General features: G+C 40.7%; 13 protein-coding genes. 7 read left to right on the top strand and 6 right to left on the bottom strand.

Annotation, left to right across the window (positions count from 1 at the left end):
- Positions 1-137: 137 nt before the first annotated feature.
- Both NOS7107_RS08255 and NOS7107_RS28965 read right to left on the bottom strand, forming a co-directional pair.
- The gene (locus NOS7107_RS08255; protein ID WP_015112520.1) at positions 138-2195 is read right to left on the bottom strand and encodes a thioredoxin domain-containing protein; all 2058 of its coding nucleotides are present in this window, start codon (positions 2193-2195) and stop codon (positions 138-140) included.
- Between the two features lie 223 nt (positions 2196-2418).
- Positions 2419-2574, bottom strand: a complete 156-nt coding sequence (locus tag NOS7107_RS28965) for a hypothetical protein (RefSeq protein WP_015112519.1) — start codon at positions 2572-2574, stop codon at positions 2419-2421.
- A 377-nt stretch (positions 2575-2951) separates the two neighbouring features.
- Between NOS7107_RS28965 and clpP the strand changes: the two genes are divergently transcribed.
- A complete protein-coding gene (clpP, locus tag NOS7107_RS08250; protein WP_015112518.1) occupies positions 2952-3557 on the top strand; it encodes an ATP-dependent Clp endopeptidase proteolytic subunit ClpP in 606 nt (201 codons plus the stop codon).
- A gap of 47 nt (positions 3558-3604) precedes the next feature.
- On the opposite strand, the gene NOS7107_RS29835 is transcribed toward clpP, so the two are convergent.
- Both NOS7107_RS29835 and NOS7107_RS08240 read right to left on the bottom strand, forming a co-directional pair.
- Complete coding sequence (locus tag NOS7107_RS29835) at positions 3605-4192, bottom strand: hypothetical protein (RefSeq protein WP_015112517.1); 588 nt, start codon at positions 4190-4192, stop codon at positions 3605-3607.
- Between the two features lie 82 nt (positions 4193-4274).
- A complete protein-coding gene (locus NOS7107_RS08240) occupies positions 4275-5117 on the bottom strand; it encodes a hypothetical protein (protein ID WP_015112516.1) in 843 nt (280 codons plus the stop codon).
- A 305-nt stretch (positions 5118-5422) separates the two neighbouring features.
- Between NOS7107_RS08240 and NOS7107_RS29660 the strand changes: the two genes are divergently transcribed.
- The 4 genes from NOS7107_RS29660 (at position 5423) to NOS7107_RS08225 (ending at position 10190) form a co-directional block, all read left to right on the top strand.
- Complete coding sequence (locus NOS7107_RS29660; protein WP_301280993.1) at positions 5423-5554, top strand: hypothetical protein; 132 nt, start codon at positions 5423-5425, stop codon at positions 5552-5554.
- Positions 5555-6297: 743 nt separating this feature from the next.
- Complete coding sequence (locus tag NOS7107_RS08235) at positions 6298-8649, top strand: ribonuclease R family protein (RefSeq protein ID WP_015112515.1); 2352 nt, start codon at positions 6298-6300, stop codon at positions 8647-8649.
- A gap of 19 nt (positions 8650-8668) precedes the next feature.
- Positions 8669-9289 carry a flavin prenyltransferase UbiX gene (locus NOS7107_RS08230; RefSeq protein WP_015112514.1) on the top strand — a complete coding sequence of 207 codons (621 nt, stop codon included), beginning with the start codon at positions 8669-8671 and terminating at the stop codon, positions 9287-9289.
- A gap of 199 nt (positions 9290-9488) precedes the next feature.
- Entirely contained in the window at positions 9489-10190 is a 702-nt protein-coding gene (locus NOS7107_RS08225) for a hypothetical protein (protein WP_015112513.1), read from the top strand.
- A gap of 55 nt (positions 10191-10245) precedes the next feature.
- Here the strand turns inward: NOS7107_RS08225 and NOS7107_RS08220 are convergent, their stop codons facing one another.
- Positions 10246-10446 (bottom strand): hypothetical protein, encoded by a 201-nt coding sequence (locus tag NOS7107_RS08220; protein ID WP_015112512.1) that lies wholly within the window; start codon positions 10444-10446, stop codon positions 10246-10248.
- Between the two features lie 465 nt (positions 10447-10911).
- On the opposite strand from NOS7107_RS08220, the gene NOS7107_RS08215 reads away from it, so the two are divergent.
- A complete protein-coding gene (locus tag NOS7107_RS08215) occupies positions 10912-12525 on the top strand; it encodes an NB-ARC domain-containing protein (protein WP_044499843.1) in 1614 nt (537 codons plus the stop codon).
- 144 nt (positions 12526-12669) lie between these two features.
- Positions 12670-13230, top strand: coding sequence for a shikimate kinase (locus tag NOS7107_RS08210; RefSeq protein WP_015112510.1), 561 nt, complete (start codon positions 12670-12672; stop codon positions 13228-13230).
- A 59-nt stretch (positions 13231-13289) separates the two neighbouring features.
- Here the strand turns inward: NOS7107_RS08210 and NOS7107_RS27325 are convergent, their stop codons facing one another.
- Complete coding sequence (locus NOS7107_RS27325; protein ID WP_015112509.1) at positions 13290-15866, bottom strand: CHAT domain-containing protein; 2577 nt, start codon at positions 15864-15866, stop codon at positions 13290-13292.
- Positions 15867-15960: the final 94 nt, after the last annotated feature.

Below are 15960 nucleotides of genomic sequence, written 5' to 3'. Positions count from 1 at the left end.
TGAATTACGAGTCTCATAGCGCAAGTCATCTCAAGATGACTCAACGAGAAATGCACTCCAGTCCACTTAAGTGGACTTTGGCTATGAGCCTGGAACTTTAGTTCTAGGCGGGAATGACTTCAACCCAGTGTTTAAAATCATCCTCTAGTTTGACTCTGCTGCACTTGCTGTAACATTTGCTCAACACTTGTCGCTGGTGCAAGACATTTTAAACCTTGGCAAACTAAGGCGATACTCTCGTCTGGTAAATTGGAGATGATGCTAAACGCCCCCACAGGTAAATATTGAGGAATGAGAGATTTAATTTGCTCGGTGGTGCTGCGAATTAAAGTAGAGTTGCGATACCAGTCTAAAGCTGTAAATAAGCTGGGGCAAGCTTGAGGATGGCTACTCATCACACTTCTAAAAGCTTTTAAACCTTGCTCGGCTAAATCCAGATAATGCAAATTATCGGTGAGTAGAGACAATCTTACAAGATTTGCGATCGCCACTCCATTTGCTGAAGGTGTAGCATTATCTGTATAGCTGCGTTCGCGGATAATTAAATCCTGACTGGCATCGCTGGATGTGTTAAAATATCCTCCTAGCTCTACACTCCAAAGAAATTCGTCGAATTCTGCTTGGATAGCGATCGCATTTTCTAACCATTGTTGATCATCTGGGCTACAAGCTTGCAAATCCAGTAACGCTTTAATAAAAAATGCGTAATCTTCCGACTGTGCTAATACTGTCGCTTCACCTTGATAATTCAGCCTGTGGAAACGCCCGTCAACAAACTGATGTTCCAGAATAAAGTTAGCTGCTTGTGCTGCTAATTCTAAATATAAAGGCTCTTGAAATACGCCCCCTGCTCTAGCTAACCCAGAAATCATCAAGCTATTCCAAGCCACAATCATTTTTGTATCCGTCACCGACGGAATACGGCCTGGCCAATTATGTGTTTTCGCTTCTTGGTTGTTGCGTGCTGGCGGAAATATTTTTAATGATTCTGCTTTATCACCATAACGAGCCGTAAATAATTTAGCTAATATCCTTTCTATTTCTGCACTCAATTGTCCTACATTGCGTCTTTGCAGAACATTCAGACTTTCAAAGTTTCCCTGAGAACTAACTGTAAATTCTTGTTGTAATTGCGTCAGTTCTTCTGATGTTAATAGTTGTTCTAAATCGCTATAACTCCACACATAAAAAGCACCTTCTTCTGGCTCAACTGCATCACTATTAGTAAAACTATCCGCATCTTGAGCCGCGTAAAAATAGCCTTCTGGGGCAATCATTTCTCGTTGTAGCCATTGTACAGTTCCCGCGATCGCCCTAGCAAAAGCTGGCTCTTGAATACCTGCGCTCCATAAATTTGCCAGATACTCGACAATTTGTCCATTGTCATACAGCATCTTTTCAAAGTGAGGCACTGTCCAGGTGGGATCAACTGTATAGCGATGAAAGCCGCCACCTACATGATCATAAATCCCACCCAATGCTAAATCTAGCCCTCGCTGAGTGCAAATTTGTTTACCATCATACCGAGATGGCAAATTAAACCGAGTTCCGCGCAGTGCTAACTCTGAGTATGGAATCATTGGGAAGCTATTACCATATTGATTGGAAGTAATGATCCCCGTGCTAGTTTCCCAACCTTTGCCAAGTAATTCATGTTCTTGAACTTCTTGGGGATCGCTATTTTGCAAGACCGCAGAGGTGAGCAGCGAATCTAAAATTACGGCTTTGCGTTGGCGTAAATCTTCTTTTTCGGTGTCGTAGTAGCGCCGGAGAGCTTGCAGCACCTGTAAAAAACCAGGACGACCATAACGGGGATCAACAGGAAAATAAGTCCCAGCGTAAAAAGGAACCAAATCTTCAGGCGAGAGAAAGGTATTTAACGGCCAACCACCTTGACCAGTCATCATCTGTAACGCCTGCATATAAATGCTGTCTATGTCTGGGCGTTCTTCTCTGTCTACCTTAATAGGCAGAAAATTGGTATTCATGTAATCGGCGATCGCACCATCAGAAAAAGCCTCACCTTCCATCACAGTACACCAGTGGCAACTAGAGTACCCAATTGAAAGAAAGATAGGCTTATTTTCTGCCTTTGCTGTCGCCAACGCTTCATCACACCAAGGCCACCAATCAATCGGATTTTCGGCGTGTTTACGCAGGTAGAGACTCTGAGCTTGGGCAAGGCGATTAGTCATGATCTTGTTGTGTGAGGATAGTTGCCTTCTTTGCCCAGTCTACCTTTTTGAAGCATTAAGCGAGATAAACACCTAAATAAAACTCAACCAAAAACTTACACCAAAGTTTTGTCAAAATCACGCTAATACAGCGCAGCATAAATAAAGCCATTATCAAAAAATCGCTGAAAATTCCAGAAAACAACGATTTTTGCCTTTTGCCTTTTTACTTTTGCCTTTTTAATTAGGGCAAAGAGCGCCACAGAAAACTAATAATTGTTGTAGATATTTCTGGTGCGGGTGGTTTAACGCTGGCTTGAATTTTTGTATTGTAATTAATTCCTGCTATCAGATGAAGCAAGAAAGTAATGATGGCGGCTTGCACAAGTTTTTCGAGCATGGCAGGTCTCCCTCAAGTGATAGCACTGCAAGTAAAATTCGTTTTTCTAAATACACCCCGTACTCATACATTTCCTAATTTGCCGGGATTTTCTGAAAAATTGCCTGAAAAATTAGTAAATAAATCTTGACAAAATGCCAGTTTATAGATAGTTGTATGGCAGTTTCATTGTCAGAGCGATCGCTAGATATTTTGTAGTTGATCCTCTCTGGTACAAGTGATGTCATACTCCCAAGACGCTTTTTCTTATAAAAAGTGCCTGGGTTATGATTTACATCTGCCAGATATCAGAGAAAATTAGCTCTCTTGCGGATGATGACAGCCATTCGCCAGTTCTCATCGATAAAATAGATGTAAATTAGCTATAAGAACGCTGCATGATTCCTATCGTTATTGAACAATCGGGTCGGGGCGAACGCGCCTTTGATATCTACTCACGGCTATTGCGTGAGCGGATCATCTTCTTGGGACAACAGATTGACAGCAACTTAGCTAACTTAATAGTTGCCCAAATGCTGTTCTTGGATGCAGAAGACCCAGAAAAAGACATTTATATGTACATCAATTCCCCTGGCGGTTCGGTAACTGCTGGGATGGGTATTTTTGACACTATGAAGCATATCCGTCCAGATGTCTGTACCATTTGTACCGGATTAGCAGCAAGTATGGGAGCTTTTCTCCTCAGCGCGGGTGCTAAAGGTAAGCGGATGAGTCTACCCCATTCGCGGATTATGATTCACCAACCTTTAGGCGGCGCACAAGGTCAAGCAACTGACATTGAAATTCAAGCGCGGGAAATTTTGTATCACAAAAAGCGACTCAACGACTTTTTAGCTGAACACACTGGTCAGCCAATTGAGCGCATCGCCGAAGACACCGAACGCGACTTTTTCATGTCACCCGATGAAGCCAGAGAATACGGTTTGATTGACCAAGTTATTGACCGTCACTCTGCTGGTAGCCGTCCGATGATGGTTGTGTAGTCATTAGTCATTAGTTGTAGGGTGGGTATTATGCTCACCCTACTAATTTATGTAGACTCATTTATGGGTGTGGGTTGTGATTCAAGGTATTGGATAAATTCGAGTAATTCTTCTTCCGTTAATAAATAGCGTCCTCTCTTACCATAAGTCTTCATTAGATAATTTCTTAACCACTCTTCGTTTAAACCTAATCGTTGAATTTCTTCATCAGTTTTAGCTACTAAATTAGTCAGCAATTTGTCTGCTAGTTGAGCTTCAATGAATTCCTCTGTATGTGATGGTTGAGATTCTAAGAAAGCAAGAAAATCTAGTAATTCGTCTTCTGTTAATAACTGGCGCGATCGCTTACCATAAGTTTTCATCAGATAATCTCTTCCCCACTCTACACTTACATCTAATCGCTGCATTTCTTGATCAGTTTTAGCGATAATTTCAATTAAAAATTCTTCTGATGGTGTAGGTTGAGCTTCCAAGTGTCTCAGAAAATCCAGTAATTCTGATTCGGTTAATAAAGTCCGCCCTCTCTTACTATAAGTTTTAATTAGATAATCTCTTCCTTGTTCCGGTGTCCAGCCTAAACGTTGCAATTCAATATCAGTTTTGGCTAATACTTCTGCTAAATTTACTGGTTTCATAACTTTCTTAATTTTTATAGTAGCTATTAGTAATTTGTCCTTACCAAGGACAAATTACTAATGACTAATGAAAAACAACTAATTAAAACCCCGCAATGGGATCAGGTTGAGATTGTAGGTATTGTAAAAAACTGTACAATTCGTCTTCTGTTAATAAAGTGCGGCCTCGCTTATTGTAGGTTTTAATCAGATGTTCCCGTCCCTGTTCTGGTGTCCAGCCTAAACGTTGCAGTTCAACATCAGTTTTAGCAATCACATCAGATAAATCAACTGCTTCCGCTTTCTTTTTTCTCTTACTAGTTCCTGTCGAAGTAGTGGTAGTTTCCGAAGAATTATAATTGCGGGGAGTAAATGGTGTGACATTACTTGCATTTATCCCCGAAAAAGTTGGCGTTTCTGGCTGATGGGGAACTTCTATTTCTAAATTATCCGCAGGGGGAATAAATGCTGGTTCTCGGCTAGTAGTTAAAGGTAAACTAGGACTCAACTCTGGAGTATAAGTATCAGTACTTAGTCTCTTTGCGGCAAATAAATCTGGTTCGAGATTTTCACTACTAGAAGATGCTGGAGATATTGCTGTTGTGCTAGTAGTTAATTCCAAATCTCTATCTTTGGGAGATGAATAAGTGGATTCATGCACACCTACTGTTGTGTTAATAACAGGAGTTGATTGTACGGGAATTGTTGGTTTAGGAGATGGTTCAGCCTGGGTTTGTGGCGAACTTGTCATTCCTAAAACCATTAGCGCCCTATTCCGTGCTTGGTCTTCTGCGGCTTCTACGGTATCGGCAGCTGATAACCCAGTAGCGCGGATGACACCATCAACTTGCACACTGACTTTAACAATATATTTGCCTTGAAAAATGTCTACTAATTCGGAAATTAAACTGCCGTTGGGATACAAGCTCTGAAATTGAGCCAACATAATACTGCCACCAAAATCTAATGTCTGCTAAATTACGGGGTTAATGCTATCTATTAATTCCCCTAGTACAGGTCGGCGTAAATAAACAGACCATCTGGAATTGCTAAAAGGCTTGTGGTATCACTATTCTTTCTTTTTCCTTTTGCCCTTCGGGTCGCCATTTGCTTTATGCCGGGAAACCCGTCCACCGCAATGGCTCACTTTTTACTTTTGCCTTGTTGTACTAGTTACTTTTGCTTACTCAGAGGTATCTCCTGAACACCTAAATTTGAGAAATTTGCAACTGTAGTGGGAGATAATCGGGTTTGTCCACAGTAAATCTATGGAAATATTTTAATTTTAAGTCCCAAATTCCTTTGTCGGTAGAGAAAAATTTAATTAAATTTAAGTTTTTGGCAGATTTATTGATCACCCTAATAAATGCGATCGCCTACTAAAACTACCACAGCAGCCTCACGCCAATTTTTCTGGTATCTTAAACTTCAAGGTGATGTTTTTGCTTTGATTATGTGTTGTAATTGCGGCAGTAGCTATTTTTGTGGCGAAATTATTGGCTACTACCACCCCTATTAGGTAGGTGATCTCACCTTCAATGCTATACTATTTACCTAATTCTCTATACTAGAATTATTTCCTGGAAGTACGCTCTAAATCTACAATAATGGAGATAAGGTTCGCCCTCACTGCTTGTATAACTGCTGGCCTGATTGTTACCGATTCTACAGATGGGAAAATTAGGTTTATCGGCAGTTTCTCCTAGTTAAAAATCAGAGTTAGATGGCGTAAAAACACCTTCAAGCTAGACAATCAAACACCTGTGGTTTTTCCTACCTAGCGCTTTTGGGCGGTGTGGAGAGTAATCCTAAAGCCAGCCTCTCAAAAACCCTGAGCGTAATCACTGAGTAGTTAAAACCCCCTTATCAGGCGTACTTTATCAGTTTGGTTAAGTGAAGGGGCAAAAGCGCTAACTAACTCTGAAATGGTTGTGCAGTGAGAAGTTCCAAGATTGCGGGAGCGACTTTATCTCAAGGTAGGTTGACTTCATAGGCACGGAACTTCACAGAACCATGCCTCAAGGCAATTCGTTTCCAGTTAGTTAAGTGTCTGTAGGCCGTGAGGGTATACAGAACAGAACCAGATTAAATCAACATGATGTTTTGACCAAAGGTCGGTTCACTGCATGGAATTTTCAATCGCTACACTCCTTGCCAATTTCACCGATGATAAATTGGTAGCTCGGAAAGTTTTAGAAAAGAAGCTTGGCTGCGAAGATGAAGATAGTTTAGAAAAGCTGCATATTGCCTTAGAAATACTCGAAAAAATCGGGATTTTGGTCAAAGAACGGGGCAAATATCGCCGCGTGTTTGAAGAAGGGATGATTGAAGCTAAACTCCGTTGTTCTAGTAAAGGCTTTTGCTTTGCCATTCAAGATGTAGAAGGTGCGGAAGATATCTACATCCGCGAAAGTCATTTAAGTAATGCTTGGAATGGCGATCGCGTTTTGGTGAGAGTTCTGAAAGAAGGCAGCCGTCGTCGCTCTCCTGAAGGAGAAGTTAAGCTAATTTTAGAACGTTCTAACCACACTTTACTAGCGCGGATTAAACAAGTCGAAAGCGGTTTTCGGGCAGTACCTTTAGACGATCGCCTGCTGTTTGAACTCAAGCTACAAACAAACGGCATGACTTTTGCCGAAGCCATCGACCATCTCGCCCATGTGGAAGTGCTACGTTATCCGTTGGCACAATATCCTCCAGTCGGTAGGGTAGTGCAAATTCTGGGTAGCGATGCTGAAGCCGCAGCCGATATTGATTTAGTTACTTGTAAACATGATTTATCCCGCAATTTCTCAGAACCAGTTCAAGAAGCAGCGGCTAAGTTACCCAAAAGGATACTCAAAGCTGACCTGAAAAATAGATTAGATTTACGCGGTTTATTTACCTTAGCAATTACTGGTGTCAACGCTGATGCCAAGCTGGTAGAAAATGCCTTGAGTTTAGAAAAAACTAACAAAGGCTGGCGCTTGGGCTTTCACATCACCGATGTTTCTCACTTTATCCACCCCGATGAAATCTTAGACAGGGAAGCTTTGAAGCGAGGGCGTTCTGTGTACTTGGGCGACTTGGTCTTGCCCATGTTACCAGAAACAGTTGCCGATCGCTGTTCTTTAGTCGCCGGTAGCGATCGCCTCACCCTCTCATTTTTAATTACTGTTGATCCCACATCAGGGGAATTAGTGGAATGGGAAATTCAGCCGAGTGTGATTAGTGTAGATACAGCCATTAATAAAGACAAAGCAGAAGCAATTCTTAGTGGTCAAGCATCTAAAGAATCCGAGGAAGTAGTACAGCTACTCCAAGACCTCGAAAACCTACACCAAATTGTCAAACAAGTGCGCTTAGGTCGTGGTAGTTTGCAGTTAAATCTGCCCCCAAATCAAAATCCTTACTTTGATGAAGGGATGTTAGGCGCAGTTATCGTCAACGATTTAACCGTGCGATCGCTGCTTACAGAGTTTGTGCTATTAGTCAACCAACTAATGGCAGAACATTTAAGTGCTTTAGGCATTCCGGCGATTTGGCGAGTTCAAGGCGCACCTGATCCCGAAGATGTCCAAGAAATGCTGAAACTGGCCATCAATTTAGGCGTAGAACTCACACTAGACCCTGAAACAGATATTCAACCCTTAGATTACCAGCTATTAACTAAGGCGTTTGCAGAATCTCCCTCAGAACAGGTGTTAACTTATCTGTTGCAAGATACCCTCAAACCAGCAGGATATACCACCACCAAAAGCAATCACTTTGGTTTAGCACTAGCACAATATACCCACTGCACTTCCCCCTTGCGCCGCTATCCCGATTTGCTATTGCAACGAGTTTACTACAGACTGTTAGAACACGGACGCGATCGCCGCAATACCCGTGTTAAAGACCGGATTAACCTGCGTCACTCCTCTTCGCACCTGGAAGTAAACTGGAACGTCTTACCCCCAGAATTGCAACAAGAACTGCAAAGCGATTTGACCAGGGTAATTATTCAACTCAACGACCGCGAAAAAGAAGTCCAAGAAGCCGAAGCCGACTTAGCAGGGTTGCAAAAAGCCCAACTGATGAAACAGCGCATCGGTCAGGTCTTCCAAGGTGTAATTACTGGTGTGCAATCTTACGGATTCTTTGTGGAAATTGAAGTTCCAACTACAGATACGCCCAAACAAAAACATCCCAGCGCCCCCCTACGGGTGGAAGGTTTAGTTCATGTCAGTTCCCTCAAAGATGACTGGTATGAATATCGCGCCAGACAACAAGCTTTGTTTGGTCGGAAAAATCGCGCTTCTTACAGATTAGGCGATCGCGTCGCAGTCCAAGTCAAAAGTGTTGATTACTACCGCCAACAAATTGATTTAGTCACCGTTGGTAGCGATGGCCTACCTAAAGGATTAGGCAATTCTGGTATTAACGATGACAGAGATGATATTTATCTCTCCCGTGAACTTGAACCTAACGATTTAGAACCATACACTGATGATGAATAAGTTTTGTTAAGAAAACCGCGTGTCACATCACACCAAGCCTTTAATCATCGGCGTAACTGGAGCCTCTGGACTAATTTATGCCGTTCGCGCTCTCAAATATTTGCTTGACGCTGACTATGAAATTGAATTAGTTGCCTCTAAATCAACTTACATGGTTTGGCAAGCAGAACAGGAAATTAAAATGCCAGCTGAACCAACTCAACAAGAGCAATTCTGGCGCGAACAAGCAGGAGTAGCCGTTGCAGGTAAACTACGCTGTCACCCTTGGAGTGATGTGGGCGCCAACATTGCTAGTGGCTCCTTTCGCACTTTAGGGATGATCATCATCCCATGTAGTATGAGTACAGTTGCCAAGCTCGCTGGTGGTTTGAGTTCCGATTTACTCGAACGCGCCGCCGATGTCCAACTCAAAGAAGGACGCAAACTAATTATCGTTCCCCGCGAAACTCCTTTTAGCCTGATTCATCTGCGTAACTTAACCACCTTGGCAGAAACGGGGGTGAGAATTGTCCCAGCTATTCCCGCTTGGTATCACAACCCCCAAACCATCGAGGACTTAGTAGATTTTGTCGTCGCCCGAACTTTAGATCAATTAGAGATTGACTGCATCCCCATTCAACGCTGGCAAGGAAGGAAGTAAAAAGGTGAGGCAGTGCGTTGGGCGGGTCTCCCGACTTGTTCGCCGAAGGCGTTCCCGCAGGGTAGCAACTGCCGAACCCGAAGGGTAAAAGTAAAAGGGTAAAAGTAAGATAGACTATCTTTTACTTTTTTACTCTTACCTTTTGTTTTCACTGACCTAAATAACTTTTGACTTTTGCCTTTTAACTTTTGCCCTTTTTATGGCTGTAATTCGCTTAATCTTATTGGTGGCAATACTCGGAGGCCTAACACTTTTGTTAGTCCAGAACTGGTCGCCTGCTATATCGTTAGTGTTTTTGGGGATGCGTACTCAACCATTGCCCCTAGGGATGTGGATTTTATTTATTACTACTGCGGGTGCATTGACATCTGTATTGATCACTACTTTATTTAAATTGTCGAATTATTTTGCAGGGCAACCACGACAAACTCCATTAAAATCAGCCTCAAGCTCCAGGCGTGTTAGAACACCTCGCCGAGAAGAACCGACATCTACTCGTTTTACGCCTCCATCATCTGCTAGTTCAAATAAGGCCGCTGCAACTGAAGAATTTGATGATTGGGAAACCAGTAATAAAAACGATGATTGGGACTTTGAGGAACAGCGAGAACAAACACCTCCTCCCAGACCAAAAACTGAACCTGTACGCAACTTTGAACCAGAAGAACGCCAACCAGAGCCTAAAGGTTCCTCTCAGTCTGGTTCAACTTACTCTTACAGCTACCGCGAACCAAAAAATACTGCTGTAGGCAAGACAGAATCTGTTTATGATGCTGACTACCGCGTGATTATTCCTCCCTACAAACAGCCTGAAGACGAACCTGCAAATGCTAATGATGACGATGACTGGTCATTTTTTGAGGACGATGAGTCGGGGGATGATGACAAACCACGTAAGTAATTAGTCATTTGTCATTCGTCAACAGCCAGAAGACTAAAGCATGAAATTTCATACTTCACACTTCACACTTCACACGTCTTTCACGGGACTCTTGCTTGACTTTGCCATTCATAGCAGCTTCCTGCAAAGTCATGAAAGCATTGAAATCTTCCAAGTCATAGCGGGTACTTAATAAATGCCGTAATTGGTTTTCTGCTTCAACCGTTAGATAGCCAGTTGATAAAACTTGTTGTACAACGTCACGAATTCGAGTCATGGTTGATGCCTCTTAACACACCACATTAATTTGGGCTTAGTCAGGTAGAATACGCATCGGTTTTTGTGTTGACACCTTTAATTTTGCAAAGCTTGATTCTTACAAACTCAAAAATGCAGTCATTTTTTACACCTTGCTCGGCAAAAATTATTGATGAGAGCTTAATTTCCAAGAATTTTAGAATTCCGATAATGTGATGTTAAAAACACAGTGTGATGCCAATCTAAAATTCTCACAGCACAGACCAAAAGCTACGTAGATTTGTATTGACTGAATTTGTTTGCTTAAAGTTTCAAACAAGCTTTATAAAATTTCCGTTAAGTCTAAAGATATCTAAGCAATAACATCCAAGTCACCTAACAACAGTTAGCAAATTCGTTATAAATTTACTTTTTATTTATTCTGACTTCATCGAATAATAGTTAGGATATTGCCGGGGTTATATTAAATACATAAATTATGGTAATGGCAACACCAGATTCAAACCAAGTAGAAGAGGAATTTGTTGAGGCTAAAAATAATTGGGAGTTAGAAAAGTTATACGTAGATTTAGCCTCAACAAAAGGTAAAGCTTTAACACCTGTAGAAAAGAAATTTCTCCGAGGTTTACTCTGTGGTTGCAGTCCGGCGGAAATTGCCAGTATAGTTTATCAAAGTCGGAGTAGCAGTACTGTTAGAGTCTATTTGTCTAATGGATTATACAAGTATATAGAAGAAATGCTGAGTAATGCAGCTGGTTACTCAGTGAAAGTAAAAAATTGGAGTCGTGTAACTTATTTACTTGAAAAAGCTGGGTATAAGAAATATAGATTTCTATTACCAGCAGCAATCATTTCCAGACAAACACAAACAACTCAAGAGACAGAGTTAGCAAAAATGCAATCAACCTCAATTCAAGATTGGGGTGAAGCAATTGATGTAAGTATTTTTCAAGGACGAACCACAGAAATTGCCAAAACTCAACAGTGGATTTTGCAAGAAGGCTGTCGCTTACTTCTACTATTAGGTATGGGCGGTATTGGCAAGACTGCTTTTTCGGTGAAGTTGGCACAAGAAATTCAAGAGCAGTTTGATTATGTTATCTGGCGATCGCTGCGTCTTTCTCCTTCCCCAGAGCAGATAATAGAACAACTAATTCAGACTTTATTGCCAAAACAAAATACATTAATTTCAGAAAATATAGAAGGGCGCATCTCCCAATTGATAGATTTTTTTCGGCATAACCGATGTTTAATTGTTTTAGATAATTTTGATGTAATTTTATCTAGTAGCGATAATTACCCCACATTCACAACTAGCCATCAAACGATCAAAAATTCCATTCCTCCCTTTCTCTCTCCAAAAATTCAATATCGTCCAGGATATGAACTATATGGGGAATTAATTAAACGGGTTGGAGAATCTCAACATCAAAGCTGCTTAATATTAACCAGTCGAGAAAAAACTCCAGAAATAGCAGCCTTAGAAGGCAATACACTACCTGTACGCTCTTTACGATTAACAGGCTTAAATCAGTCAGAAAGTTTGTCAATTCTCAAATATAAAGGGTTGTTTAACACTTCAGAAGATAAATTCCGCACTTTGTCAGAACAATATGCAGGGAACCCACTATTTCTCAAATTAGTAGCCACGACGATTCAAGAGTTATTTAATGGCAATATTGATGAGTTTACTGCACAGGGAACTGTAGTTTTTGGCGAGATTCGCGCCATATTAGATCACCAGTTCCATCGTTTGTCACAATTAGAAAAGCATCTAATGTACTGGTTGGCAATGAATCAAAATGCTGTTTCTGTGCGTCAGTTGCAGAAAAACACCATACCAGGTTTATCACCGAGATTATCGCAAAGATTAATCTTAGAAGCTGTGGATTTATTACATAAGCGCTCCCTAATAGAACAACAAGCTTCTAGCTTTTCGCAAACTCCAGTGTTAAGAGAGTATATGATTGAGCGCTTAATCGAAGAAAACTTGACATTAAGCGAAGAACAAGAAAGCTACTTTTTGATGAGTCAGACAATTTTTGCCGCCAACTTAAAAAACCATATCAAACATAGTCGCCTGAATGCCGAGATTTAAAGTAAAGTGAAGAGTTGAGAATTTACTGGAGTAAAGCGACTGGTGAGATTAGTTTAATACATAATTGCCAGACATAAGTTAACTACAAGCTGGACGCAGACGCAATTCTCAATTCAAAATCTAAAATCTAAAATCTAAAATTGTATGAGCAGCTTATTGCAAGGAGTCAGCCTATACTTAATTGGGATGATGGGCGCTGGGAAAACAACAGTCGGGCGGTTATTAGCACCGCAGTTGGGTTATAGATTTGTTGATACTGATGATGTGATTGCTAAGGCCACAGGTAGATCCATCACTCAGTTATTTGCTGAAGAAGGGGAAGCCGCATTCCGCCAGTTAGAAAGTGATGTTTTGGCACAAGTTAGCGCCCATATTAATTTGACAGTAGCCACAGGCGGCGGAATTGTGGTGCGGCGAGAAAACTGGGGTTACTTGCGCCACGGTTTGATTGTGTGGCTAGATTTACCAGTGGAGCTACTCTATAATCGCTTGGCTGAAGATACCACAAGACCACTGCTGCAAGATCCTGATCCGCAAGGTAAATTGCGATCGCTTCTCGAACAACGCCAACCACTTTACTCTCAAGCTGATTTGCACATTATGGTAAATGAAGGGGAAACACCAGAGCAAATCGCTAACAAAGTTATAGAAGCAATTCCTAGTGTGCTGAAAAAAAATACATCTGATCAGCACGGAGAAAATTGAGCGATCGCTACTCTATATGTATCTCTGCTGGTTCTAAATTTTGTTTTTTAAGTACTTGATTATTCGGGTATACCTAACGCTTGCTTCAAATTCTCAAATGTTAATTCATTTAATTGTTCGAGCAATTCCTCTACGCCTGCGTCACTATCCTGGTGCATCTTCTCAAAAAAACTTTGATTAACTTTATTAAATCCAGTTTGAAGATTTTTAAATAGTGTTTTCAATGCTTTTGGCTCAAGTTTAGCAACAGTAATACCATTGTCTCTAGCGCGGTCAATATTTTTATTTAGGTACTCTATTGCTTTCATCTTCTGTTTATCTTCAGGGTCTTTGTTAAACTTAACTCCTGGAGCAATTTTTAATCCAAGTTGTGCTGACGCACCTAATGCTTGTGCATAAACATCACCAGAATTTTTACATAAGCCATCAAAAGCAAGTCCCACAGTTGAGAGGTAAATCATGATGCTTTCACCATCAAGTACAGGTCTTGTACTCTTAGCTAAGGCAAACTCACATAGACATACAGAATTTACATAGTTATTGGTTTCGTATTCTGCCAAAGCCCATGTATGGTAAACTTTTCTATCCTTCTTTTCTAAAGTGCATTTTCGGAAGATATCTACAGCTTTATCACTTCTACCATTGTCACGACAAAGTTGAGCCAAATTAGTAAGAAGGTGTTCGTCTATGTTTTCTGAGTACAACTTTTCGGCAATTCTAATTGCTAAATCAATTCTTTTAGGTTCGTTATTAGCAAAGTGACCTGGAAAGTGATATTGCCAGTTATGTATCTCTTGCCCTTTTCTGTCAATGACAGTACCTAGCAATTTCTGAGCAGATGTAGCTAATTTAGGATATATTTTATCCTCAAAATCTATTGAGTAAGGAGAGTGCGACATAAGCTCATAGACAACCTCTGCTATACTTCGCTGACGTGTTAAAATCGGCTGTTTCTCCTTTTCAGGCAAAATAATTTCATTGCCAAGCTCTTCTAGAATATCTGAACGTAACTGAGTTGGTTTATTATAGTCAATTGCCTTAGCTAAAACATGTGGTTTTAAATAACGGAGTCCTTCTTTGTGCATTGCTACTATGCAAGCATAGGCATCTAGAATTAATTGATATTTTGGTTTTTTCTTAATATCTGTCAGTATTTTTTTTAGTCGCCATTGTACTCCTTCTTCTACAGTTTTATTTTCACAAATCCGCAGCATAGCTGCTAAATAAAATCTTTCAGTGTCTGATTTCTGTTCTTCCAGTAATTTATGGATAAGATTAGCTTCATCCTCATCTTGATATTCTAATTTGCCTGCTGCTTTCCAAGCTCTGATAATTTTTTTTGCTTCTTCGTCTGTCAATTCACCCATTTCTTGTGGAGCTTCCAGATGCTTTTCCCAACAGTTCCGCTCTCCGCCCCCTAGTTTTTCGCCATAAGTTTTCCACACAGTATCTCGACAGCAAAGTAAAAACTCAATATCTCGACGACCTAAAGATTCACAGCATAGATTATAAATTATTTTAATCAGTTGTGTAGAAGGATCATCAAAAACTATCAACCATTTCTCTTGAATATTTGATAGAGGTAATTGCCCTAAAAGAATCTTAAAGTGTTCAAGGTTTTTTGGGTCATCTGCTTCCCACCAAATAATGCGAAAATTAGAGCTAGTCTCAGGCTTAACTAAGCAACAAACAGTCTGACGTAATACAGTTGATTTACCTTCGCATCCAGGGCCAAGTAACAACGTCACACGTAATCCAGACTTTGATCTGTTTAAGAAACCTACCAATTTATTTACCATATCGCGACGTGGAATCTTTTCATCCATTGCTTCTGGCCAGCCTGGTTCGTACACATCAAAAAATCTGGCTCTTAAATCGGCAGTAATTTTCTTAGCTTCTTCGTCAAGAAACTTTGCTGTGATTTCAATCAATCCATAATTCTTGAGACTTTCAGGTAGAGGCTCCCTAGCTGCTTTAGCTGTAAGCGATGGTGAAGGTTTTAATTGAGTTGGAGATGGCTGGGAAGTCTCTGTTGTTTCATCAATATCACGCTTGTTGATTAACCGTGGAGTTAGGTGTTCTCCAAGACCTGCCATCTGAATTTCACTGCAACCATGTTCAAATGCCACCTCAAATAATTTCCCAGATCCCGCCTCAAATGATTCCCCAGATCCTAGAGCAGAGTAAAAACCTCTAGCAAATTTAATGGCAGCTTCATCTGAAATCACATTTTCCATACCTATCACATAGTTGACGTGTTGGGCGATCGCCTCGGCCTGTATTTTCGAGTAACAGCCGTTAAGTACAACACACTCCACACTCGGAAATAGCTGGAATAATTCTGCTAATGCTTGTGCATCGACAGTCTTTGACTGATTAGTTTGATCATCGAAAAATACCAGACCTTCATCTCCCGCCCCGTGTCCAGAAAAATGAACAATCTGTGGCTTGATCCTAAACATTTGCGGTCGAATATCGCTAACTTGCACTGCTAAATTCTGCTGGAGGTCAAATTTGTTGCGATGTTTAGATTTTTGCAATTCTTCCTGAATGGCATTTACTTCTTTCGTTAAACCTAGTGGTGGTGTATCTTTAGGACTTGCTGCTAAAAATAAGATTACTCTTTTTTTAACCATTTTGATATTTTTTGCTGAGTCAGCGGCCAGATTAAATTGTGACTATTTTATACATTTTGTCCCAAAAACCTTGATTTGGGATATTAAAATTCCT

This window comes from Nostoc sp. PCC 7107 (assembly GCF_000316625.1).
GTDB lineage: Bacteria > Cyanobacteriota > Cyanobacteriia > Cyanobacteriales > Nostocaceae > Nostoc_B.
Note: the sequence above shows the minus strand (reverse complement) of the source record. Positions and strands in the feature narration are given on the sequence as shown.